The organism is Pseudoalteromonas sp. SR44-8, from assembly GCF_014163635.1.
Taxonomy (GTDB): Bacteria; Pseudomonadota; Gammaproteobacteria; order Enterobacterales; family Alteromonadaceae; genus Pseudoalteromonas; species Pseudoalteromonas rhizosphaerae.
Window position 1 is genome coordinate 21,926 of record NZ_JACJDS010000039.1, and the last position, 25,575, is coordinate 47,500.

Annotated in this window: 18 protein-coding genes and 1 rRNA gene (1 of these 19 running past the window's edge); 8 read left to right on the forward strand and 11 right to left on the reverse strand. The window is 40.0% G+C overall.

The features are described 5' to 3' along the window. Positions 1–3: 3 nt before the first annotated feature. The 3 genes from H5183_RS17350 to ubiD form a co-directional block, all read right to left on the reverse strand. The gene (locus H5183_RS17350; protein ID WP_257325242.1) at positions 4–327 is read right to left on the reverse strand and encodes a hypothetical protein; all 324 of its coding nucleotides are present in this window, start codon (positions 325–327) and stop codon (positions 4–6) included. Between the two features lie 102 nt (positions 328–429). Beyond that, a complete protein-coding gene (fre, locus tag H5183_RS17355; protein ID WP_145239924.1) occupies positions 430–1,143 on the reverse strand; it encodes an NAD(P)H-flavin reductase in 714 nt (237 codons plus the stop codon). A gap of 86 nt (positions 1,144–1,229) precedes the next feature. Further along, positions 1,230–2,696, reverse strand: coding sequence for a 4-hydroxy-3-polyprenylbenzoate decarboxylase (gene ubiD, locus H5183_RS17360; protein ID WP_145239922.1), 1,467 nt, complete (start codon positions 2,694–2,696; stop codon positions 1,230–1,232). Between the two features lie 166 nt (positions 2,697–2,862). Here ubiD and H5183_RS17365 point away from each other — a divergent pair, with 166 nt between their 5' ends. Further along, entirely contained in the window at positions 2,863–5,496 is a 2,634-nt protein-coding gene (locus tag H5183_RS17365; protein WP_182732300.1) for an EAL domain-containing protein, read from the forward strand. Positions 5,497–5,580: 84 nt separating this feature from the next. On the opposite strand, the gene H5183_RS17370 is transcribed toward H5183_RS17365, so the two are convergent. Both H5183_RS17370 and H5183_RS17375 read right to left on the reverse strand, forming a co-directional pair. Next, the gene (locus tag H5183_RS17370) at positions 5,581–7,602 is read right to left on the reverse strand and encodes a methyl-accepting chemotaxis protein (protein ID WP_182732301.1); all 2,022 of its coding nucleotides are present in this window, start codon (positions 7,600–7,602) and stop codon (positions 5,581–5,583) included. A gap of 76 nt (positions 7,603–7,678) precedes the next feature. Further along, positions 7,679–7,963: an MliC family protein gene (locus H5183_RS17375; RefSeq protein WP_149982170.1), complete on the reverse strand. Its 285-nt coding sequence runs from the start codon at positions 7,961–7,963 to the stop codon at positions 7,679–7,681. Between the two features lie 123 nt (positions 7,964–8,086). Here H5183_RS17375 and H5183_RS17380 point away from each other — a divergent pair, with 123 nt between their 5' ends. Beyond that, positions 8,087–9,007 (forward strand): DUF808 domain-containing protein, encoded by a 921-nt coding sequence (locus H5183_RS17380; protein ID WP_182732302.1) that lies wholly within the window; start codon positions 8,087–8,089, stop codon positions 9,005–9,007. A 56-nt stretch (positions 9,008–9,063) separates the two neighbouring features. Here the strand turns inward: H5183_RS17380 and H5183_RS17385 are convergent, their stop codons facing one another. Next, positions 9,064–10,353 carry a hypothetical protein gene (locus H5183_RS17385; protein WP_145239913.1) on the reverse strand — a complete coding sequence of 430 codons (1,290 nt, stop codon included), beginning with the start codon at positions 10,351–10,353 and terminating at the stop codon, positions 9,064–9,066. A gap of 173 nt (positions 10,354–10,526) precedes the next feature. Here H5183_RS17385 and H5183_RS17390 point away from each other — a divergent pair, with 173 nt between their 5' ends. Next, complete coding sequence (locus H5183_RS17390) at positions 10,527–12,488, forward strand: S9 family peptidase (RefSeq protein WP_259397382.1); 1,962 nt, start codon at positions 10,527–10,529, stop codon at positions 12,486–12,488. 78 nt (positions 12,489–12,566) lie between these two features. On the opposite strand, the gene H5183_RS17395 is transcribed toward H5183_RS17390, so the two are convergent. Continuing rightward, positions 12,567–13,505 carry a tetratricopeptide repeat protein gene (locus H5183_RS17395; RefSeq protein ID WP_182732303.1) on the reverse strand — a complete coding sequence of 313 codons (939 nt, stop codon included), beginning with the start codon at positions 13,503–13,505 and terminating at the stop codon, positions 12,567–12,569. A 94-nt stretch (positions 13,506–13,599) separates the two neighbouring features. Further along, positions 13,600–15,003 carry a M20/M25/M40 family metallo-hydrolase gene (locus H5183_RS17400; protein WP_149982165.1) on the reverse strand — a complete coding sequence of 468 codons (1,404 nt, stop codon included), beginning with the start codon at positions 15,001–15,003 and terminating at the stop codon, positions 13,600–13,602. A gap of 224 nt (positions 15,004–15,227) precedes the next feature. Between H5183_RS17400 and dbpA the strand changes: the two genes are divergently transcribed. Continuing rightward, entirely contained in the window at positions 15,228–16,616 is a 1,389-nt protein-coding gene (gene dbpA / locus H5183_RS17405) for an ATP-dependent RNA helicase DbpA (RefSeq protein WP_145239907.1), read from the forward strand. Positions 16,617–16,623: 7 nt separating this feature from the next. Here the strand turns inward: dbpA and H5183_RS17410 are convergent, their stop codons facing one another. Then, positions 16,624–17,208, reverse strand: a complete 585-nt coding sequence (locus tag H5183_RS17410; RefSeq protein WP_182732304.1) for a DNA-J related domain-containing protein — start codon at positions 17,206–17,208, stop codon at positions 16,624–16,626. A gap of 79 nt (positions 17,209–17,287) precedes the next feature. On the opposite strand from H5183_RS17410, the gene H5183_RS17415 reads away from it, so the two are divergent. Further along, positions 17,288–20,104 carry an ATP-binding protein gene (locus H5183_RS17415; RefSeq protein ID WP_182732305.1) on the forward strand — a complete coding sequence of 939 codons (2,817 nt, stop codon included), beginning with the start codon at positions 17,288–17,290 and terminating at the stop codon, positions 20,102–20,104. Between the two features lie 275 nt (positions 20,105–20,379). On the opposite strand, the gene rho is transcribed toward H5183_RS17415, so the two are convergent. Continuing rightward, entirely contained in the window at positions 20,380–21,639 is a 1,260-nt protein-coding gene (gene rho / locus H5183_RS17420; protein WP_064666866.1) for a transcription termination factor Rho, read from the reverse strand. A 181-nt stretch (positions 21,640–21,820) separates the two neighbouring features. Beyond that, positions 21,821–22,147, reverse strand: coding sequence for a thioredoxin TrxA (gene trxA / locus H5183_RS17425; RefSeq protein ID WP_145239901.1), 327 nt, complete (start codon positions 22,145–22,147; stop codon positions 21,821–21,823). Positions 22,148–22,237: 90 nt separating this feature from the next. Here trxA and rhlB point away from each other — a divergent pair, with 90 nt between their 5' ends. The 3 genes from rhlB to H5183_RS17440 form a co-directional block, all read left to right on the forward strand. Beyond that, positions 22,238–23,515, forward strand: coding sequence for an ATP-dependent RNA helicase RhlB (rhlB, locus tag H5183_RS17430; RefSeq protein WP_145239899.1), 1,278 nt, complete (start codon positions 22,238–22,240; stop codon positions 23,513–23,515). Between the two features lie 47 nt (positions 23,516–23,562). Next, positions 23,563–25,056, forward strand: coding sequence for a guanosine-5'-triphosphate,3'-diphosphate diphosphatase (gene gppA, locus H5183_RS17435; protein WP_145239897.1), 1,494 nt, complete (start codon positions 23,563–23,565; stop codon positions 25,054–25,056). 517 nt (positions 25,057–25,573) lie between these two features. Beyond that, positions 25,574–25,575, forward strand: a 16S ribosomal RNA gene (locus tag H5183_RS17440); it runs 1,540 nt beyond the window's last position.

The window sequence follows — 25,575 nt, forward strand, 5'->3', positions numbered from 1 at the left end:
GTGTTAGCTTTGTTGGCAAGCTGTTTGGCTAAGCACTTCAAAACGATCCTGCTTTATCGATTCTTTTGCAATGAGAGAAGTGTACTGTTGGCAAATAGCATTATCAAAAAATGTATCACGCAGTTTTTGGGCATCAGCAACCGTAGCAAAATAAATGATACTACTATATTGCTGGGTATCGGCTTGTTTAGCAAGGGAGCGGTAAAGTACGCCTGATTGGTTATCAATATAACGCTGAAAATCATTATTAGCGATGTGGAACTGCGCTAAGTTTGTATCAGTCTTTAGTTTGAAATTTACAACTTCGATTAAATTTGTGGTCATCATAGTTCTCCTTGTTTAAGAAGAGCTAAGTAAATCATAGCGGGCTGTCAGGGAGTGTCAGTAACCAGCTTACGGATAAAAATTAAACTGGTTACTCTGGTTATACTATTTTATAAATGCAAATGCATCGGCGAACATGTTTTCGCGAATTGCACCATGTGCTAGGAAATCATCGCGGACAATACCTATCATGTCAAAACGCCCTGCCATGTAAATATCATATGGGGCAAGCGATACGATATCGTTCATCACCGCTTTATGTACGTAGCCTGTGTGGCCTGTCCAGCTAGCTGTTGGGTTTTCAACTACTGGTATAAAGGTAAAGTTTTCACGGCTATCGGCCCATGTTTGCATTTCAGTATGCGCATACAAGGCTGACTCTTCACGCACACCCCAATAGAACAATACCGGACGCTCACAACCGATTTCACTTAAATGATCAGCCATAGATTTTGCGTATGAAAACCCAGTGCCGCCAGCGAGTAAAATAATTGGGCGTTCGCATTGGAGACGCAACTGTGAAATGCCTAAGCCGGCTTCAATCAACACCTGAGTTTTCTCAGCATGGGCTTGGCGAAGATGCTCTAAAGTTTGCATTGCATATGAATCAACTGCAGATGCGCCAATATGGAGTTCTAGCTCATCAGACTGTGAAGGGCGGCTGGCAATTGAAAACGCGCGCTTGTCTTTTTCGCCAAGCACTACTTGCAAATATTGGCCAGCTTCAAAGGTGACGCTTTCAACAGGTTTTAAAATTACTTTGTGAACAAATTCAGTGAGTGGGCTGATAGCGACAACTTCAGCGTGTAATGTTTGCATGTTTTACCTTAAATTAGCGGATACGCACTTTATTTGAACAATAATAACATATCCGCATAGTGAGTTTATAGCCTCTAAAAGAGCTGTTAAAGAATATCTAAGCTTTGCCAGATTTCATCGACGCGATCTTTAGTCGCTTGATCCATCACAATGGGTTCGCCCCACTCACGAGTGGTTTCGCCGGGCCATTTATTAGTGGCATCCATACCCATTTTTGAACCAAGACCTGAAACCGGTGATGCAAAGTCTAAATAATCAATCGGAGTGTTTTCAATTAGAGTAGTGTCGCGGGCGGGATCCATACGTGTAGTAATCGCCCAGATCACGTCATTCCAATCACGTGCGTTAACGTCATCATCACAGACAATGACAAACTTTGTGTACATAAACTGACGCAAGAACGACCATACCCCCATCATCACGCGCTTGGCATGACCTGGATATTGTTTTTTCATTGTCACTATCGCCATACGATATGAACAGCCTTCTGGCGGTAGATAAAAATCGACTATCTCAGGAAATTGCTTTTGTAAAATAGGTACGAAGACTTCATTGAGTGCGACCCCTAAAATTGCCGGCTCATCTGGTGGACGACCAGTAAAAGTGCTGTGATAAATAGGATCTTTACGATGTGTCATGTGGGTCACGGTCATAACAGGGAAGTTATCAACCTCATTGTAATAACCCGTGTGATCGCCATAAGGGCCTTCAGGTGCCATTTCGCCCGGCATTATATAGCCTTCAAGAACTATTTCAGCACTGGCAGGAACTTGTAAATCATTGGAGATCGACTTAACTACTTCTGTTTTGCTACCACGTAGCAAGCCGGCAAAGGCGTATTCACTCAAGGTATCTGGCACTGGCGTGACGGCACCTAGGATTGTCGCAGGATCAGCACCCAATGCTACCGATACCGGATAAGGTTGGCCTGGGTTTTCTTTACACCATTCTTGAAAATCGAGAGCACCGCCACGGTGTGATAACCAGCGCATAATGATTTTATTTTTACCGAGTAATTGTTGGCGGTAAATACCTAAGTTTTGGCGTTTTTTGAAAGGTCCTTTGGTGACGGTTAAACCCCAAGTGATTAATGGAGCCACATCACCAGGCCAGCAGTGTTGAATTGGCAGCTTAGTTAAATCAACATCATCGCCTTCTAGAATAACTTGCTGACAAGGCGCTTTTTTAACTTCTTTGGCAGGCATATTTAATACTTGCTTAAACACTGGAATTTGGCTAAATGCTTCTCTAATGCCTTTTGGTGGCTCTGGCTCTTTTAAAAATGCCAGCAACTTACCGACTTCCCGTAGTTCGCTAACGTGTTCTTTACCCATTCCCATGGCAACACGCTCTGGTGTACCAAATAAGTTAGCTAGTACGGGGATATCATAACCTTTAGGGTTTTCAAACAATAAAGCGGGTCCCTTAGCACGTAGTGTGCGGTCGGCAATTTCGGTCATTTCAAGATAAGGATCAACTTCTTGGTGAATACGCTTCAGTTCACCTTTTTTTTCTAATAAATCGATAAAATCACGTAGATCTTTGTATTTCATTGTGGGCCGCTTTAAAGCTTAAAAGACTGTTGGCATTATACTTAAATAAAGACGTTAAGCGAATTAATGAGGTGTTTTTAGAGCGCATTTAAGCGATCATTTTTGTTACATTATAAGGTGAGTAAGCTATAGTTTAGGACAAATGTTTGAAATGAGTTTTTGATTAATGGGTGGGCTTATCGTAAAAACATTTATCAAGGCTGTTCTTCTTTGCTGTGTAATTACCTTTGTAGATCAAGTAAGTGCTAAGCAATCATTAAATTCGGCGCTCAATGTGCCGCTTTTTAATGAGCACAGTGCCGTGATGTTAGTGGTAGAACCGCAAACGGGTGAAATTAAATTTGCTAATAAAGCAGCGGCAGCATTTTATGGTTACAGTATTGCGCAATTGCAAACAATGCGTATCCAGCAAATTAATATATTTACTGAGCAACAAGTTGCACAGGAACGCCAAGCTGCTCTGAGTAAAGGGCAAAACTATTTTGTTTTCAAACACCGATTAGCGAGCGGTGAAACACGTACCGTTAGCGTTTATTCAGCCCCATTTACAATTGAAAATAAAGATTTTTTATTTTCTGTCATACATGATATTTCATCTCAACGTAACCTTGAAAAAGCGCTTTGGCATTATCAAGAAAATCTTGAACAATTGGTTGCCATTCAAACTAATGAAATAGAACAAAAACGCACCGATCAATTGCTGTTAGCGCTAATATCTATTTCTGTACTACTAATACTGTTAGCGACTTTAACCATGTTAGCTTTGCGATTACGCCGAGCTAAAAAATCGGCGCAAAAAGACAGTGCGACGCTAAAAGCGATTTTCAATAGTATTGATGATCTGCTCGTTTACACGGATGTCGAACATAGGGTCATTACAGCTAATACTGCGGCTGTGCAAAAGTTGACGGCAGGCGAGCCACTGGAAGATAAAAATATTTACTCATTTACTGAGTGTTCGAAAGGAGTAGTTGGGGTTGATAGTGAGTGTCAATTTCACGGAGCTAAAGAGGTATTTTGGGGAGAGGCACGAGTAACCGCAGTTATCGACGAAAAAAATAGCAAAATTGGTGAAATACATTTAATTCGTGATATCACTTTAAAATTAAAAGCACGTCAACAACAACGACTCGCGAGCACGGTATTTTCAACAACTAATGAAGGTATTTTAGTTTCTAATCGTGATAATGAAATTCAAGCTGTAAATAAAGCCTTCACACAGATCACCGGTTATCAAGAACAAGATGTGCTTGGTAAATCACCTGCAATATTAAATTCGGGCCATCATAAACCATCGTTTTTTAAAGTGTTATATCGACGTTTAAATGAGGCTGGGCACTGGGAAGGTGAAATATGGAACCGCCGCAAAGATGGTAGTATTTACCCGAGCTGGGTCAATATTTCGGTAGTATTTGACGAGGAAAAAGACATTGAAGTTTATGTTGCCTTATTTAACGACATTTCTTTACGCAAAGAAAATGAACAGGAAATGTGGCTACAAACTAATTTTGATACCTTAACGGGTTTGGCAAATCGCTATCATTATAATAGCAAGCTAGATCAAGAAATGATCCGTGCGACAGCTGATAATAAGCGTTTGGCAATTTGTTTTATTGATTTAGATCGGTTTAAAAGCGTTAACGATACCTTAGGGCATAATAGTGGTGATTTACTATTACTTGAGGCTGCCAAAAGGCTTAAAGCATGTATGCGCAGCTCTGACGTAGTTGCCCGTTTAGGTGGCGATGAGTTTGCGCTATTACTGCCAGGGATCAATAAGTTAGCAGATATTGAGCGACTAGCTACAAAAGCTCTGCTGGCGCTTAGTTCTTCATTTAAAATTGGTGAGCAAGATGTATTTGTATCCGGCAGTATGGGGATCACTATTTTCCCCGACGATGGCAGCGATCGAAAAATATTACTACGTAATGCTGATAGCGCTATGTACAAAGCTAAAGCGCAAGGGCGAAACTGCTTTGAGTTCTTTACCAGTGGCTTGCATGAACAAGCGACTGCTCGCAGTAGGCTCGAAAATGCTCTTCATAAAGCGCTTAGTAATAACGAGTTTACCGTTTATTTTCAGCCAATTATTAGCCACGATAAAAAAACGGTCGGTTGTGAAGCTTTATTGCGATGGCATAGTGCGGAGCTTGGCGATGTGTCGCCGGCACAATTCATTCCTGTATGTGAAGAGTTAGGATTAATCATTCCAATTGGTGAGTGGGTACTCAGAGAAGCATGCCGCGAAGCTGCTAAGTGGTGTAGCAGTTTCGGTGATCAGTTTTTTGTTACGGTAAATATGTCTAGCGTGCAATTTATTCGCCAAGATATTGAAGCGTTAGTTAAAAGTGTTCTACAGGAAACGCAGTTATCAGCTCAGTGTTTAACCCTTGAAATTACAGAAACGCTACTTGCTGATAATAGCTCAAATATTTTGCAGCAGTTGCAAGCATTACGGGCAACCGGCGTGGGTTTAGCAATTGATGACTTTGGCACCGGTTACTCATCGTTGAGTTATTTAAAGCGTTTTCCGCTGAGTAAGTTAAAAATAGATCGGGAGTTTATAAAAGACTTACCGGATGATCTTGAAGATTGTGCGATGGTTAGTGCAATAATTTCAATGGCTAGTAACCTACAGCTCAAAGTTGTTGCCGAAGGAGTTGAAACCTTTGCACAGCTGGCTTTTTTAAACGCTCTAAATTGTGATTATATTCAAGGTTTTTTATACAGCAAACCACTGCCTGCGGCACTATTTGATAAATACATTAGGGAGTTTATCGCGGAGCAAAATAATAAATAAGTTGCTACACGCCACTGCAACGTTATTTCTGTGGCGTGTATTTATCATTATCACAATAGCTGCAGATGGGTTTTATATTCAGAGTTAGAACTTAAATCTTTCTACTGCGCTGGTTAATGAGTGAGCGAGTTGGTTAACGTCTTCACTTTGATTGGCGAGTGACTTTGCATGTTCGGCATTCGTTTGTGCTTGCACCGTTACTTGCGCCATAATCTGTTTTATCTCATTGCTGTTATCAAGCTGGTGATGTGATGAACTAGCAATTTGCATACTCATTTGGTTAATTGTCACTAAAGTACTTTTTATTTTATCCACCGCTTGGTTTAATTCACTACTATTTGCTACACATTCTTTTGCTTGTTGTTGCCCATCGTTAATTTCATGATGAGCAGTATTGGCCTGATGTTGCAGTGTTTGGATCATTGTATGTATTTCGCTAGTCGAGTTTTGCGTTCGTGCAGCTAAAGAGCGAACTTCATCTGCCACAACAGCAAAGCCTCGGCCATTTTCTCCTGCACGGGCAGCTTCAATAGCAGCGTTTAGCGCAAGTAAATTAGTTTGTTCAGCAATACTGCTAATTGTATCCACGATTGCGCCAATTAATTGTGTGTGTTGGGTTAGCTCATTAGTACTTTGTACAGCTTGATCAAGCCGAGTCAGTAACGCTGCAATACGCTGGCTGTTACGATCAGCAATCTGATTTACATCATTGGCAAACTGCGAAGCGTTAGCAACTTCATTAGAGGTGTTATCAGCTCGTTCACAGACCGCTTGGGAATTACTATGCATGCTATGCGCCACCGAGTCGGCCTCTGCAATACGATCTAATTGCTGCTGTGCTGCTTCGGTCATATGTTGGCCTTGTGCACTGGTTTGAATTGCTGATTGATCTAAGGTGTGGGCGTTATCACTTATCGCACTTAGTAATGTACTTAGATCATCGCTTAATTGATTGATATTGTTTAAAAGTACACCAAATTCATCATCATTATGGGGCTTTGTACGTTTCGATAAATCCCCAGAAGCGATACGTGATAGTGCTTTATTTACAGCATTGAGTGGTTTTAACATTGCTTTGGTGGTTAAAAAGCAGATCAAGGCTGCAAACGAAATAAGCACTAAACTTATAATAATCGCGAGTCGCGAACCTGTAGTGATCACCGACTGAGCATCCGCCTGCAAGGTATCAAAGCGTTTATCGGCTAAATGATTTAACTCAATAATGAGCTGCTCGGTAAGTTGAAACTGTTGCTGGAATACAGCAAAGGCTTGCTCGGTCGCAACTTTACTGGTCAAAAGAGTACTTTGTTGCTGGTACAGTGTTGCCAACTGTTGATTAATTAAGCTGAGAAGGTCTTTTAGGTTGCTGAAATTTGTTTGATTTTTTAACTCACTCGCTTGCTGTTGTAGGTATGTAAAATTAGATTGGATATTGTCTAATAAAAAAGCGGTATCTTGTTGGTGCTCTGTGAGTGTTTGTAGGGAGCTAATGTGGTTGATGCTCTTAACATTATTGCCTAAGGTGAATAGTAAGTCGTCAATGCGGGTCGCGGTACCAACAATAGCGGCTAATAACGATTGTTGCTCCGGTGTTACTTCGATTAGTTCTAAATCAAGTAAGCCACTACTCAAGTCAGCAAGATTATTAGCGTAATCATTTGCTAATGAGGTAACCTGAGTTGCTGCTGTTAGGCCTTGTTGTTTGGTGTTAAACATTGTTGCACTAGTGGTACTAAATTGCTGATAGCGTTGTGTTATTTTCGATAGTAATTGCAGCATTTGCGGTTGGTCGTGCAGCTGAGAGCTTAATTCTTCTAGCTTGGTTTTAAATAAAGCTTGTTCTTCATGAGTTCTCTGTTGCTGCTGTTGCAAACTGGCTTTACTTGTTTGGCTGTATGCAACGGCATTAAATTTGGTGATTGATAACAGCGATAACCGCAAGGCATGACTTTGCTGTTGTACCGGTACAGCTAAAGTTTCTATATCCGAAGTGGCGTGATTAATTTGTCCTAATGACCAGTAAAAAAAACTACTGCTGGCGAGCATTAAAAAACCAATTGTGGCAAAGGCAAAAATTAGTTTCGTTTTAATAGCAATAGCGCGCATAGTGAACCCGTAAATACTTAATTATTTATGAGTGTAGCAGTATTTTTATAAATTATAAGTTTGGCGAGCGATTGTATTACTCTAAATTACAATGATATTTGTTGCCATCAATTATCAACATTGCTTCATTCCCTTTGGTCCAAAACAGCACATCTTCATTGGTATATTTTACGCCCGAGGCGCTGATTTGTTTGGTCAGCGAATGATTTACTTGATTGTAATTTAGCGTGGCACTTTCTTCATCATTACTGGTAATAACGGCGCTTAGCTGGCTATCGCAGGAGAAAGACTGACTATTTAATTGTTCTGTGCATGCACTGAGGCTAATAACACCGAGTGCAATTAATAGGGTTTTATACATTAACAAGTACCTTGGCTAAATGTGTTGAGCAACTAGCATAGCAAACGAAAATTAACCTTTGGTGAAAATACTTGTTTAGGCTATGTTGATTATTATAAATTTTTTAACTGCAAAGGAAATGAGATGGCAGGTACTAACCTATTGACATTATTGGACGATATCACCACTTTATTAGATGATATTGCCACTATGAGTAAAGTCGCCACGAAGAAAACTGCGGGTGTATTAGGGGATGATTTAGCCTTAAACGCGCAACAAGTGACAGGAGTCACTGCCGATCGTGAGCTACCGGTCGTGTGGGCGGTAGCGAAAGGCTCATTTTTAAATAAAGCTATTTTAGTTCCTGCAGCGTTATTAATAAGTGTCTGGGTGCCTTGGCTTATTACACCTTTATTGATGGTTGGTGGATTATTTTTGTGTTTTGAAGGTGCAGAAAAGTTAGTTGAAAAGTTATTACCAGCTACGAAAAATGATGATGTAGATGCTGTCGAAAATTTAGATTTAGTTGAGTACGAAAAACAAAAAGTAAAAGGGGCTATTCGAACCGACTTTATTTTATCGGCAGAAATAATAGTTATCACTCTAGGCACCGTGGCGGGTGCAAGTTTACTAAATCAAGCGCTAGTCTTAAGTGTTATTGCGGTGATCATGACCATAGGCGTTTATGGGTTAGTGGCAGGGATTGTAAAACTCGATGATGCTGGTTTGTATTTGCTTAACCAAGCACAGCAAACAGGAAACCGTTTTAAAGCATTATTAGGTAAAGGTTTATTAGCCGCAGCACCACGTTTAATGGCGTTTTTAGCATTTGCAGGTACGGTAGCGATGTTTTTAGTGGGTGGAGGAATTTTAGTGCATGGTATTAGTGTGTTGCATCATTGGCAAACCGCTGTTGCTGAGTTTGCACTGGCAAACTTAGGTACGCTGGGAGAGATTATTGCGCCTTTACTGTTCGATGGTTTATTAGGTGTATTAGCCGGTGCGATTGCTGTGTTAGTTCATCATGGAATTGTCAGCATGAAAGCAAAAAAGCCAGCAAAGTAAATTTGCTGGCAATGAATTAGCAAGGGAATGCTATGAAAGTTATTTGCTTGAATTAATTAGTGTTCATGTTTTGATTCAGCAGCTATACCTAACCAGGTAATTTGATTAGGGATAAAATCAAGGTTAAGAATAGTTTTAGTCGTTTGCTCATGGGTGTCGATACTTAATACTGTTTGGTTGTTTGCATCACTGATATATAAAGTATCGTCGGCCGCTGAGGCCGCGAGTGCATAGTTACCAGCTGGGTTTTCGAGTACTTTAAAGCGTGCGCTGACTTGCCAATCATCTTCAGCATGTAGCACTGACAAGAAACCATCACTTTCAAGTACATAAAACTCGCCGGTAATCCTATCCAGTGCACTTGCTAATACGGTATTTTCAGTATTTTGTTGCCATGCAAGCTGTGTCATTTCAGCTGATGCTGGGTCGATGGTGTAAAAAAGCTTACTTTGTGCAATACCTAAAAATAGTTCGCTGTGTTCACTCGCTTTAATTGTGCCAATACGCGTACCTTCAGCAAAGCTGTTGAGATTAGCTACTTTGGCTGCGTTAAACACACCACCTTTTTCAGTTATAACTAATACACCATCGCTACAGCCAAAAGCGATATGCTGGTGATTTTGCGCACTGCCATGTAGTGCAGGGCAATCCACTGCAAACCGCTGTTCTTGATGAAAGTGATCACCATGAATATGCAGTTGTTCAACATAATTTGGCAGCACGCTAGTTATATCTTCGCTGCGATAAGTTGTTATTACCGATTCACCGCGAATTTGCGCTGTACCATGCATGGCATTGTTAAAGCTATGTGCTGCAAGTATTTCGCCATCTTCAATTGATGTATCAGTTAAAATAGCAAAGCTTGCTGGGATCCCCGCATCTATATTGCCATCAAAAAACAGTGCCGCTTGCTGTTCGCTTATATCAAAATGAGTTGGCTTATCATTTGTTAATGTAAAACCTGAAAAGGAAGGTAGTTGTTCGTAATCATGCAGGTGATCATCATGATCTTCTTGGTATAAACCACCATCAATAAATTCTACATAGTTATCCGCGCGTTGTATAAGTACCGCAAAACGATTGTTAGGACTTGCATATAAGCCGCTAACAATATTTGCAGTATTAAACATTTCAAGTAGCGTGTCATTATCAGTATCGAAAATTGATACGTTTGCAGTATCAGCATGACTAATGGCTAAACGCCCTGTTGAGGTGATTCCGATATGATCATGGTTATCTGCCAGCCCAGCATTTTTATCTGCAAGATCATCAATTTCACTGTTACAAGCACACAGTACGGTGACCATAGATGCGATCAGGCTAGTTTTAAAGTTAGGTAAAATCATTAACATTCCGGTGTTTTGTTATAATGTATCGGCAATGTTATAATGTAACTTAATCAAAGTAAATAAGTACTCTTCGTTCTTTACTTAAGTATTTGGATGGATATCTATTTAAAATCTTACTGGGTACAATTGCAAAAAATATAAATATAAATATAAATATAAAAGGATGTTGTATGGGTAAAATAATGCAGTTTATTGTTGTTATTGCTTTGTGTGTTGTCAGCTTCATGAGTGATGCAAATCAATCAGCTCCAGCAGTCGATGACTTCAGCCGCAGCAGTGAATATAGCCAAGTTAAAATCTCTCCTAATGGGAGCTACCTTGCAGTAATTATGCAACCTGAAGGTAAAAAGGTGCTAGTTATTTTAGATGCTAAAAAATTTACAATTCACCACGCTATTAATTTTGAGAGCAATGCCCAAGTTGGTGCTTATCATTGGGTAAGTGATGATCGGGTTGTAGTTGCAAAAGAATACTTACGCGGCTGGCAAGATCACCCTGAATATTATGGGGAATTATATGGCGTGAATGCTGATGGCTCAAAAGCTAAGTACTTAGTTGGCTATCTTGGCGAAATGCAAACTGGCTCTCGTATCAAAAAGGCCACACCACTTTATGGCACCTCTTATTTGCTGGATCCTTTAATCCACGATGAAGATAAAATGCTTATAGTGACTTACCCGTGGACATCAAGTAGTGAACCGCACACGGTTGTTTATGAGGTTGATATCTTTTCAGGGAAGCGTCGTAAAGTTACGCGCTCCCCGTCACGTATGGCCAACTTTTTGACTGACCATGAAGGAAATGTCAGAGTGGCTGTTTCCAGTGATGATTACATTAAGCCTACAATACATATCCGTGAAAAGTCAGGTGGAGATTGGCAAGCGCTTAATTTAGCTGGTTTGACTTACAGTGATGTTGAGTTGCACGCTTTTGATAGTAGTGGTGATGCTGTCTATATCACAGCATCAATAAGTGGTGAAGCTCAAGGCTTATATAAATTGAATCTAAAAACCAGAGCAATTGATTTAATTCATAAGGAAGAGAAAGTCTCACCAAAGCAAATATGGGTCGATGAAGCATCAAAAGAGCTATTTGCGATTGAAACCGAACTAGGTTATCCAACTTATGCTTTTGTCGATGGGCAATCAGATAAAAGCATGCGTTTAAAATCATTAATCTCCGCTTTACCTGGTGAACAAGTGCAACTCGTTAGTAGTACTGAAGATGGCGACACTAATATTATTTATGCCTCTAATGATCGTAACCCTGGACAATATTATTTATTCGATGCCAAAAGTAATAACTTACGATTTTTGTTTGCATCCCGCAGTTGGATTGATGCAGAACAAATGGCGCAGACCAAGCCTGTAAGTTATACCAGTCGAGATGGTTTAACTATTTATGGCTACTTAACAGTACCGAATAACACCATAGAAAAAAACTTACCTTTAGTGGTTATGCCACATGGTGGTCCACATGGCCCGCGCGATTGGTGGGGATTCGACCCTGATGCACAGTTGCTTGCAAGCCGTGGTTTGGCCGTACTAAAAGTTAATTTTAGAGGTTCAGGTGGTTTTGGCCGTAACTTTGAGCATGCTGGGCATCGAAAATGGGGAGCTGAAATTCAATTTGATATTATAGATGGTGTGAAGTATTTAGTTGAGCAGGGTACAGTTAATAAAAACAATATCTGCATTATGGGCGCGAGCTTTGGTGGATACTCAGCGTTACAAAGTGCGATTTTAGAACCTGATATGTTTAAATGTGCGATTGGCGTTGTTGGCGTTTATGATTTGCCCTTAATGTTTAAAGAAGGGGATGTTGCGGAGCGCGATAGTGGCCAACGTTATTTACAGAATGTATTGGGTACAGATGAAGCGCAACTAAAGGCTTTTTCACCTAGCTATAATATTGATAAGTTAAAGGCTCCAGTGCTGATAGTGCATGGTGGTGAAGATCAGCGTGCACCGATTGAGCAAGCCGAATCACTGATTGCGGCTCTTAAAAAAGCTAAACATCCTTATATATATGAACTGCTTGAAGATGAAGGGCATGGTTTTTATAAGCAAGAACATCGCACTCGTTATTATCAAAAAGTGCTGACCTTTTTAGACAAACACTTAACAATGTAACAGTCGTATTTACGTGTTAAATGGCAAGCTAAAAGCTTGCCATATTTATATCCACTTGTTGTGGGTAGTTTGGCTATATTAACAGGAATACTCAAGGCACAGCTCTTTGAGTTGTACTTTGGCTTTGTGGTTATTTTGCCTGGCAGCTTGTTGATACCAATAAATAGCTTGGCTGATATCTTTTTCTACCCCCTCACCATCACGATACATTTGCGCAGTATTAAGCTGACCCCATTGTGAGCCTTCTTTGCTGGCGAGTAAAAAGCTTTCGAACGCTTCAGGAAATAACCCATCTTTGTAATAGATGATGCCTTGCTGATTATTTTTATTAAGCTTCAACCCTTCATATAGCGGTTTAGGGCGTGGTGGGAACATCACAAAACCACCATATAAGCTATATGCATAAGGGCGTAGTACATCATAAATAGCGCCTTCATCATATAAACGCTGTACTTCGCTGCGCGGTAAAATTATTGTTTTTGATGAGAAATAACCTTTTTGTATCAATAAGCTGGTACGCATAGCCATAGTAATGCCGCTGTCGCGTTTATAGCGATAATTGCTGATTTGAAAGGTGATATTTTGGTCATCAAACTCGAGTACTTGGGCTACTTTTAGGTTTTCAGGGCGCAATGGTTCGTTAGAAAACTTATCAGCATGTACCAAGTAAGTATCGAATGCTTGTGGCTGGCTGAGTATTGCTTGCTTGGCTTTTAGCTCATCAAGATGTTGTGTATAGAAGTAAATTGATAACCAGATAAGTAATATCGAGCCTATAAAATATTTGATCAAAGAAAGCTTTTCTAACCATGGCAGTTGCATAATTGAAAGCTGCACATTGTGCTGACAATGGCTACACTGGTATTGGTAATGCCATGCTAATGGCAGCATAGGGACAATTGAAAAACGCAAAAAGCGGCTGTGGTTTTGTAGTCGATAGTCATCGTGATGACAGTATGGGCAGGTTTTTGTTTGGCTGAAAAACGACAATGAATCGCTGGTATTGAATAGTAGCATATGGCCTTTTTTCCCCTTCCTTGTTTTACGTTAAATTAAAACAAGGAGGGTTAGATGCAAAGTAAAAAATTGTAATAAAGTATGTTTGGTTAGCTTATTTACTCGCTACAGGCTTTGCTTTAATTGTAGTTTTAGCATCAGCTGCCATAAACGCAAATACAGCATATGCTGCGGTATTTTGCTTAAGTTTAGCCGGATCGATCTTATCAAGCGTATCATCAGCAGTGTGATGGTAGTCAAAGTAATCAGTACCGTCTTGGTGCAGCTCAAAAATTGGCGCGCTGGTGGCATTTTTAAATGGAATTAAATCAGGCCCACCATTAGCGCTATTTTTACCTATGTATTCAACATTTAGCGGCGCAAGTTGCTTGGCTATTGCACGCACTACTGGCAACGAGGCTGCAGATACATTCGATTCAAAGCCATACACTACATCAGCACCAAAGTCAGATTCAGCGGCGGCAACAATTTTATCAAGTTCATTTGCATGCTTTTTAAAATAAGCTTTAGCGCCCCATAATCCTAGCTCTTCAGCGGCAAATAACACTACACGAATACTGCGTTTAGGACGTTTTATTTCACTAATATGTTTGGCTGCAGCCATGGTTAACGCAACGCCTGCACCATCATCAAGTGCGCCAGTGCCTAAATCCCAAGAATCTAAATGACCGCCAATCAGTACGTACTGTTCAGGGTTTTGTGTGCCATTGAACTGACCAATCACGTTATAGCCAGTACCTTGGCCGCGATCTTCAGTTTGCACATTGATATTTACGGTAACATTTTTACCTAGTGCAACTAAGCGAGCTAGCTGATCTGCATCAGGGTTAGCAATGGTCACATTAGGGATTTTCGTAACACCTTCTTGATAGTGACTGCCACCGGTATGAGCAAAGCGGTGGTGTGCGGTGCTAACAGAACGCATCATATAACCAATCGCGCCTTTTTTTGCAGCCTCAACTGAACCTGTTGAGCGAGCACGAACAGCAGGACCATAACCATTGCCATCAATATGACGGTTCATATGGTAATTTATATAAGCTATTTTACCTTTTAAGCTGTTTGCTGGTGCTGCGATAAGTTCATCAAGCGTTTCAAATAATACAACTTCAGCGGTAATGCCATCTTTCGGTGTGCTAACGCTGTGGCCTAACGCTGTTAGGTGCAAAGGTTGCTCGCTTGGCGTTAAAATTTTGCCACTTTCACTAAAACGGCGCCATTCAGGAAAGGTTGCTTCTTCTAGCCATACTTTATCAAAACCAAGCTCTTTAAATTTAGCTTGGGCCCACGCAACGGCTTTTTTATCGTTTTCTGTGCCAGGTAAGCGAGGTCCTATTTCAGTAGTAAGCGATTCAAGCAATTGATAGCTTAACTCGCTGTTACTGGCATTAGTTCTTAGTTCGGTGACTTGCTGAAGTTGCTTTGCGGTAAATTCAGGCTCGGCGGCATTGGCTAAAAAGCTGCCGGCGAGCAGTAATCCGGTGATGATTTTTTTCATTATTGACCTGGTTATATTTTCAAGTGAGAGTTATTAAAGCATTTAATACTGAGCAACAAAAGTAGATGAGATAAATGCCTATCGGTGGCGATGTTATGGTGAATGTTTATTGAGAATATGGTCAGCTTAATGGTAGCAATTTGTATATTCTGCTATTATGCAGCATAACTAAGTCGGGCATCTGCAGCGGCTTTTCATGTTTACTTATTGCACTGGAAATTACTTTGACCGCTACAGCTTTTTCATCACTCGCTTTACCATCAGGTTTGGTTGATAACTTATCGACTTTAGGTTACACCCAAATGACCGCTGTACAGGCGCAAAGCCTGCCGCCAGTGCTTGAAGGTAAAGACATCATTGCACAAGCTAAAACTGGCTCAGGTAAAACTGCCGCATTTAGTTTAGGTGTGTTGGCCAAGCTTAATGTTAAGCGTTTTCGTATACAGTCTTTAGTGCTTTGTCCAACCCGTGAGTTGGCTGAGCAAGTAGCTGTGGAAATGCGTAAATTAGCGCGTGGTATTCACAATATAAAAATATTAACTCTATGTGGTGGCGTGTCGATTGGTCCACAAATTGGTTCACTAGAGCATGGTGCACATATTATTGTTGGCACACCTGGGCGTGTAGATGATCATATTCGCAAAGGTACGCTACGTTTAGATGATGTAGACACGCTAGTACTTGATGAAGCCGATCAAATGCTTGATATGGGCTTTCAAGACACTTTGGATGCAATTATTGAGCGTATACCAAAACAGCGTCAAACTTTATTATTTAGCGCCACTTTTCCGCGCGCAATAGAAGCGATTGCCAAGCGTGTATTAAGCAATCCTGTTATGGTGAAGGTTGAAGAAGAGCAAGAAAAAAGTACTATTAAACAGTACTTTTATAAAATGGATAATAACAAACAACGTTTTAATACATTAAAATTGTTGCTGCTGAAGTTTCAACCAGAAAGTTGTGTGGTGTTTTGTAATACCAAGGTCGAAACTCAACAGGTGTGTGATGATTTAGCTGATGAAGGCTTCAGTGCCGTGTCATTGCATGGTGATTTAGAGCAGCGAGATCGTGAGCGCACCTTGATCCACTTTGCTAATAAAAGCGCCTCGATTTTAGTGGCCACTGATGTAGCCGCTCGCGGTTTAGACATCGATGATATGGATATGGTGATTAACTACCACCTTGCCCATGACCCACAAACCCACGTACACCGTATTGGTCGAACTGGTCGTGCTGGTAAAAAAGGCATTGCATGCTCTATTTATGGCGATGCAGAACAATTCAAAGTGGCACAAATTGGTGACCATTATGAATGTGATTTTTTACCAGAACAATTACCGCCGTTTAGCCTACTTGAAAAGCCACCATACAAACCACAAATGGTGACACTAATGATCGATTCAGGTAAAAAGCAAAAGGTACGCGCAGGTGATATTTTAGGTGCATTAACCGGTAAAGATGGTGTTGCCGGACGTCAAGTCGGTAAAATTAATGTGCTTGATAATGTGGCTTTTGTGGCTGTCGAACGTAATAGCTCAAAGCCCGCGCTACGAAAATTAACGGAAGGTAATATTAAAGGGCGTAAAATTCGTGCCCGTCGTTTAACTCGTTAATTATTGCTTATGATGTTTTTGAGCAGCTTGCTCTAAGCTGCTCATATTCATTTTTTAACTGTTTAAACTGCTCTGCATTACCATGTTGTTTATCTGGATGATATTGTGTTGCCAACTGCCGCCAGCGCTTTTGCAATGCCTGCATAGAAAAATCGTCAGGTAATTCCCAGCGCTTTAATAATGTCTGGCGTTGTTGTTGATCAAGCGTATTTATTGTTGGTGATGCACGAAAAGTACGCCAAAAGTCATCTAACAGTGATTTAACTTCTGTTATCGAAGCATCGTAATTTTGCCAATCTAGATAGTACGTTTGTAATGAGTCATGCGCTGCAATAGTTATCTTATCTGGATTATCGGTGAGCTCTATATGTAAACTGGCTACCAATAAATATTGATTTGGCAACAGTTGTTGTTGCAGTTGATAAAGTGCATTCATAATTAAAAAGTTACGCTGAAACAGATCACGGTATGGATCTGTATCTAAGTTATTAACTACACCTCGCTTAGATAATTCCAACGCTAAAGTGTGAACCTTCCAAATGTGCTTCGTTAAAATTAACTCGAAAATCTCATCAATCAGTGGGTTAAGCATTGTTTACAGTCTAGTTATTGGTGTATCTTGACTAAACTATCATAGCTTCTACTGCTAACAAAATTCCAAGGAAAAAATTATGCTGGGTCAGTTTAAGCGCCTATTATTTATTTGCTCTATTAGTCTGCTTGGCGTTTTTTCTCAATCAGGTAATGCTCAACAACAAGTAGCACTTTTTGAACAATTTAAAGTTACGGATGAATGGTCTGAAAAGCAGCTGTTAGCAACCCAGTTACTGTCTACACAATTATCAAATCAGCAACAAGTTGCTATTTATTCTGGTTTAGCTGAGCGTGCGTTTGAGTTGAGTAATTATCCCCAAGCATTGCATTATTATCAGTTGCTTGAGCAGCATAGTACATTTGAAAATCTGCCTGAGTTACATTTTCGAGCAATAAAAATGCAGGGCGTGGTGCAATATTTTCAAGGTTTATTACAACAAGCCATTATTGATTACAGCCGTGCGTTAAACTTAGCGGTACGTTTAAAGAGTCCATTAAAACAAGCCAACTTGCTAAGTAATATTGGCCTTGCATATTTTAATATGCACAACATGGAGCTTGCTTTAGATCATTACCAGCAGGCAAAAGCACTTTATGAAATAGATGGTAGCGCGCAAGACAAAGCTGATATTCTTCATAATATTGCGGGCATCTATATTCGTTTATCTAGCTATGATTCGGCACTCGAAATTTATCGCGAAGTGCTCGATGTATTTCAGCAATTGGGTGATGAAGAGGGGATTGCTCGTTCCTATGGCAATATGGGTGTTGCTTATACTGAGTCGGGTCAAAATCAATTAGCGTTGCACTATTACCAGCTCGCTTTACGCTATTATCAAAGTGTAAATGATGCCTATCAGTTATCTGTACAGCATACCAACTTAGCTAACATAAATTTAAAAATCGATGAGTTGGATGCTGCTTTGTATCACGCACAAGCAGCTCAAAAATACGCTCAGCAGATAGATAATCAATCCTTACGGTTAGCTTCTTTACATGTTTTAGCTAAAGTGCAATTAGTGATGGGGGATATTGATATTGCGGAGCAAAATTTACAACAATCAATATCACTAGCCAAAGAATATAAAGATGAATTGCGTATTAAAGACGGCTTAGGTATCGAGGCGTTATTAAGCGCTGGTGCCGGTGACTATAAGCGGGCTATTCATCTGCACCAACAGTTTGTTGATTATCAACGTAGCATAACCAGTGAAGAGGTCATGAAAGCGTTAAATGTATTTCAGTCTCAGTTTCAGTCGAGCCAGTTAAACCAAGAAATTAAACAGCTTAAACAAGAGCGTAGCCTACAAGAATTAAAGATTGAAAAACGTTCACAGTTAACTATTTTACTGTCTATTGTGCTGATGTTGGTATTGATCTGTGCAGTTGTATTATATCGCCGTGCAATCGAAAAAAAGGCTAAAGCCCAATTAGAGCAAAAAGTTGAGCAACGTACTCAAGAATTACAATATGTGGCACAAGAGCTACGTGCCGCGAATCAAGTTAAGAGCCAGTTTTTGGCTAATATCAGCCATGAAATACGCACACCACTTACCGCTATTTTAGGGCAAACAGACGACTTATTGCATGGTTTATATCAGCCCCAGCAATTACAAACAGAATTGTTAGTTATTAAAAAACATAGCGATCATTTAAAAGATTTGATTAATGATGTGCTCGATATTAGTAAGATAGAAGCAAACCGTTTAGATTTACATGTTAGCGAGTTTGACCTCGTGGAGCTTGTTAATGATGTTTATGCTATGTCAAGTATGCAGGCTAAAAGTAAAGGTTTAACGCTGCTATTAGAAAATCACTTAGGCTCGAGTTATTGGACTAAGTTAGATATGATCCGCGTTAAGCAAATACTAATAAACCTACTGACTAATGCGATCAAATTTACCGAGCACGGCAGTGTTACTCTGGATATTAATCACACCGAACAAGGCGTATGCTTTAAAGTGATTGATACGGGGATTGGTATGAATACAGAGCAAATAAAAAACATTTTTGAATGTTTTCAACAAGGCGATAATACCATCACCCGCAGGTTCGGTGGTTCAGGACTTGGTTTGAGTCTTTCCCAGCAATTAGCAATTATGATGGGGGGTTATATTAGTGTTGAAAGTGAGCATGGTAAAGGCAGTGAGTTTATTTTTAATGTGCCATGTAAAGAGTATGCGCCAACCCTTATTGCTACCGACAACTCAAAACCAGCTGCAACTAAAGGTCTAGTTGGGCGAGTATTATTAGCAGAAGATCATCCCGACAATCGTAGACTAATAACGCGCTTTTTAAAGTCGATTGGCCTTGAAGTGATCTCAGTAAGTAATGGTGAGCAAGCAGTTGAACAGTGCCTCAGTGAATTTCCAGATGTTGTTTTATTAGATATACAGATGCCAGTAATGGATGGCCTTAGTGCATTTGAACTGTTACATAAGTGTGGTTTTAATAAACCTATTTTTGCGTTAACAGCTAATGCAATGAGTCATGAAATAGATAATTACTTAGCGATGGGATTTACTGGCTATTTAAGTAAGCCAATAGAAAAAGAAGCGTTTTATCAGGCACTCGCAGCGCATTTAAATAGTACCAGCACGCTACCTTTAGCTAATCCTGATATTAGCGATTTAGTGACGAGTTTTATTGCCAGCTTTGATGATGAAATAGCGTCACTTACACAGCACCTTGCAGCAAAGGATTATATTGCATTACAGCAAGATAGCCATCGTATCCTTGGTGCCGCACAGATATTTTCATTAACTGATGTAGCTAATGCAGCGATGTGCTTAGATAAATCACTCTTATCACAAAAACATAACCCCAGCAGTGATGCAGACGTAAAAGAATTAGTAGATGATTTGATTAAGCAGCTATCACAACAGCTGACTTAAAAGAGCGATATATAAGCTTAATGGGTCGTTACATTAAGGCTATAAGTTACTACTAACCAATAAGGCGAGTTGAGCGTTTTATTGAGTGGCATTACTGCGTGCTAGATTTAAATAATCGCAGTTTTAATATTTACTCAATACTGCGCAGTCTGATTTTCGTCTATAGGAAACAGAGCAAAGAGATTAATAAAACAAATTTATAATAGGAGTGAGATTTAGGGATAGGCAAAAAAAATGCCTGTATTAACAGGCATTTTAGAATCTAGTAAAGAGAATTATTGACGCTTCATCGAATCAAAAAATTCATCATTCGTTTTGCTCATAGAGAGTTTATCAATTAAAAACTCCATGGCATCAATTTCAGACATTTCATGAACTATTTTGCGTAAAATCCACATTTTTTGTAGTTCATCAGGTTTAGTCAGTAGCTCTTCGCGACGGGTACCTGAGCGGTTAAAGTCGATTGCAGGGAATACACGTTTTTCAGCAATCTTACGATTTAAGTGTAATTCCATATTACCAGTACCTTTAAACTCTTCGTAGATAACTTCATCCATCTTAGAGCCGGTATCGATAAGCGCAGTTGCGATAATAGTTAAACTACCGCCTTCTTCAACGTTACGCGCAGCACCAAAGAAACGCTTTGGTTTATGCAGGGCGTTAGCATCAACACCACCAGTAAGTACTTTACCTGATGAAGGAATTACCGTGTTATAAGCACGTGCTAAACGTGTGATTGAATCCAGTAAGATGATTACATCTTTTTTGTGCTCAACTAAACGTTTTGCTTTTTCAATTACCATTTCAGCAACTTGTACGTGACGGCTTGCTGGTTCATCAAACGTTGATGCAATAACTTCACCTTTTACTAGGCGTTGCATCTCAGTAACTTCTTCTGGACGCTCATCGATAAGTAGTACCATCAATGTCGCATCTGGGTGGTTATGGGTAATCGATTGCGCAATATTTTGTAGTAGCATTGTTTTACCCGCTTTAGGCGGTGCTACTAATAAACCACGTTGACCACGGCCAATTGGTGAGGCTAAATCAAGTACTCGAGCAGTAATATCTTCGGTGCTACCATTACCGCGTTCCATACGTAAACGTTCGTTTGCATGTAGCGGGGTAAGGTTTTCAAAAAGAATTTTCGTGCGAGAGTTTTCAGGTTTATCAAAATTTACTTCGTTTACTTTTAGTAATGCAAAGTAACGTTCACCGTCTTTAGGTGGACGTATGAGACCCATTATAGAATCACCAGTACGCATACTAAAACGACGAATTTGGCTAGGTGATATATAAATGTCATCAGGACCAGCAAGGTAAGAGGCTTCTGATGATCTTAAGAAACCAAAACCATCCTGTAAGATTTCTAATACACCACCGCCAAAAATGTTCTCTCCACTTTTGGCGTGGGCTTTAAGGATAGCAAAGATAATATCTTGCTTTCTTAAGCGGGCTACGTTTTCGAGCCCCATGGACTCAGCTAAGTCTACAAGTTCTTTGATCGACTTGTCTTTTAATTCGCGTAAATGCATATTGGTGGGTTCTTTATTACAGTTATCATGCTCATATAATCGATATTGATTAGTGAGAGAGGTTTGTTGGTAAACTAAGGATTAGTTGGCTTTATAAACTAGCAGGTCATTCGCTAGGCGTCCAGTCTTTATACAAAAAAAATTAAAAAAAAGGGCAGTTGCCCTTTTTTTAGGCATATTTTTAGATGTTGTTTTCTAAAAACTCAACAAGTTGAGTTTTAGAAAGTGCACCCACTTTAGTTGCCGCAACTTGGCCTTCTTTGAAAAGAAGTAACGTAGGGATACCACGAATACCAAATTTAGGTGGTGTGCCCGCATTTTGGTCAATGTTTAATTTACCGATTACAACACGGCCATCAAACTCTTCTGCCACTTCATTAAGAATTGGCGCGATCATTTTACACGGTCCACACCATTCTGCCCAAAAATCAACTAATACAGGCTTGTCTGATTGTAAAACGTCAGCTTCAAAGCCATCGTCAGTTAATTGAATAATTTTCTCGCTCATTGCGCTCTCCGATAAGTTAGGCGAATTATTTAATGCGTATTTAAACACTCTTGTTTCTTATTGCAAGTTTAAACGTTATGCTTAAACGCTATGACTAAGACACATTTGACCGATAAAAAGTTTTCAGACTTTGCTATTGCACCGGAAGTGGTTGCCGGGTTAACCGAAAGTGGGTTTGAATATTGCACACCCATACAAGCTAAATGCCTACCTTTTATTTGTGATGGCCGCGACATTGCGGGTCAAGCACAAACAGGTACAGGCAAAACGTTGGCGTTTTTAACTGCCACGTGCCATCGGTTATTACAATCTAGCAAAGCACCTAGTAAACATCCAAGAGCCCTGATCATGGCCCCTACTCGGGAGCTTGCGATTCAGATCCACAAAGATGCAAAAATTTTAGCGCCACACTGTAATCTTAACTTAGGTTTAGTATATGGTGGCGAAGATTACGAAAAACAACGTGCACAATTAGAAAAAGGCGTTGATATTTTAATTGGCACCACAGGGCGCTTAATCGATTTATATAAACAAGGGTGTTACACCCTCAATGAAATCGAAGTAGTGGTACTTGATGAAGCCGATCGTATGTTTGATTTGGGTTTCATAAAAGACATTCGCTATATGTTCCGCCGTATGCCGGATACATCACAACGCCTTAATTTATTATTTTCAGCAACGTTATCGTATCGCGTTCAAGAACTGGCGTTTGAGCACATGACAAACCCAGAGCATGTACAAATTGAACCTGATGTGAAAACTGGCAAGCGCATTGTTGAAGAGTTATTTCATCCTTCTCAAGAAGATAAAGTTAAGCTGTTATTAACTTTGATTGAAGAAGAATGGCCTGAGAAAGCCATTGTGTTTGCAAATACTAAACATAGCTGTGAAACGGTTTATGCATGGTTAAAGTCTGATGGACACCGGGTGGGAATGCTCACTGGTGACGTAAATCAGAAAAAACGCCAATCAATTTTAGCGCAATTCTCTAAAGGTGATTTAGACTTCCTTGTGGCAACAGATGTTGCTGCTCGTGGCTTACATATCCCTGAAGTGAGTCATGTATTTAACTTCGACTTACCAGATGATTGTGAAGATTATGTTCATCGTATTGGCCGTACAGCACGCGCTGGGGCATCAGGTAAGGCAATTAGTTTTGCATGTGAGCAGTACGCATATAATCTTCATGAAATTGAAGAATACATAGAGCACAGCATTCCTTTATCACATTATGATAAAAGTGCATTGCTTGATGATTTAACTAAGCCTACTATTCAAAGAAAGCGTAATTATTCAACAGGCCCACGTAGTCGTAGTAACAACAGCGGACGTAGACCAAACAATAGTTACCAAAAAGCACGGTCGTAATTGCGACCGTCGTTATAGTCGTAGTAGTAACTAGAGGTTTTTGAACGGTGGGGCAACTTAAACCGCAAAAAAATGTTTATGCAGTAATTGATTTAGGATCTAACAGTTTTCACATGTTGATCGCTAAGTCAATTGCTGGCGGCTTACAAACAATAGGCCGAGTTAAACGCAAAGTCAGATTAGCCGCAGGGCTAAATGATGATAATTTACTGAGCACAGAAGCAATGCAACGAGGCTGGGAATGTCTCGCACTATTTGCAGAGCGTCTTCAAGATATCCCTAAAAACAACATTACTATTGTTGCCACCGCTACTTTGCGCTTAGCAACGAATGCTGATGAATTTAAAATCAAAGCCGAGCAAATCCTTGCGCATAAAATTAATGTCATTAGTGGTGAGCTAGAAGCGCGCACTATTTATAAAGGCGTTGCGCATACATCTTCATGTAGTGGTCGCCAACTAGTAATAGATATTGGCGGTGCCAGTACTGAGGTAGTTATAGGTAAGGGATTCGACGCACTACATTATAAAAGCCTAAACATGGGCTGTGTTACCTACCTAGAACGTTACTTTAAAGACTGTAAACTCAATGACGCTAATTTCAATGCTGCTATTAAAGCCGCACGAGTAGTTATTGATGATATAGCGCCAAGTTATAAAGTGGCGGGTTGGGAGATTGCATCAGGTGCATCGGGTACTGTACAAGCTATCCAAGAAATTATGGTGGCACAATCACTCGATGAAACACTGAGTTTAGATAAACTCAATAAAATTAAAAAGCAATCGATCGCCTATGAGACCATCGCTGAGCTAGATTTACCTGGGCTTAGTGAAGAAAGACGTTTAGTTTTTGTGTCAGGGCTCGCTATTTTAATTGCTTTATTCGAAGCGCTTGAAATTGATAAAATGGGATTAGCAGGAGGCGCACTTCGTGAAGGTGTGCTTTATAGCATGATCCCTGAGTTTCATAATCATGATATTCGAAAGCGCACTGTTGATGGCCTGATGAGCCGTTATCATGTCGATCAAAAACAAGCGAACCGAGTTGCAGAACTCGCCAGTCACCTCGCAGCTCAAGTCAGCGAGCAGTGGCCACTATTCAACAATAGTGGCCTGCCTTTACTAAAAGCGATTGCGCAATTGCATGAGATTGGTTTGTTAATTGAGTATAAGCAATATCAAAAGCACACCGCTTATATTTTAGAAAACACCGATATGCCAGGCTTTTCACAATCGGAGCATAAAATTATTGCGGCTGTAGCGAATGCACATCGTTCAGATCTGCAAAAGAATGTTTTTGAGTATTTAGGCTGCCATGCTCAGCTTACTCAGTATGTAACACGGTTGCTTAGGATCGCAGTGATCTTATCAATGCGTCGCCAAGATGATGTATTACCAAAATTAGTATTAACTGTTAATAATGACGCTCTAACACTAATATTTGAAAATGATTGGCTAAAAGCGCACCCGCTAATGGCAAGTGAGCTCCAACAAGAGTCTAAACAGCAAGCAAAAGCTGGTTGGAAGTTTATTGTTAAGTAACAAAAGGGCTGTAAAAGCCCTTTTATTGTATTAAAAACCACCTTTATGCACTAAATTTGTTCGAACAGTCAATTAAATCAAAAAAGATCAAAAAAAGTGTTGATCTGTTTTTGGATCTCCCTATAATGCGACCCCACTGAGACGGGAAACGCCAACGCATAGCGAGGCACGAACAACTCAGAGAGTTAAATAAAACTTCGGTTTTAAATATTCGCAAGAAAGTTTAAAACTAAGTGTTGACTCGAAAAATAAAGGATGTATTATACGCATCCCTAGCGACAATGTCGCAACGTTCTTTAACAATATAAAGCAATCATCTGTGTGGGCACTCGTACAGATTGAGTTCTAACAGCCAAGCTTAGTTCGCTAAGCAAGGCAAAAAATTTAGAGTCTCAATTGAAACTGAGTGACCAACAGAAGTAACTTATTTATAAGTTGCTTCGGCACAGTCAATTCAATATCGAAAGATATTAAATAAATTCAGAATTCATTGAGCTGTCGAAAGACAAAAAACTTTTA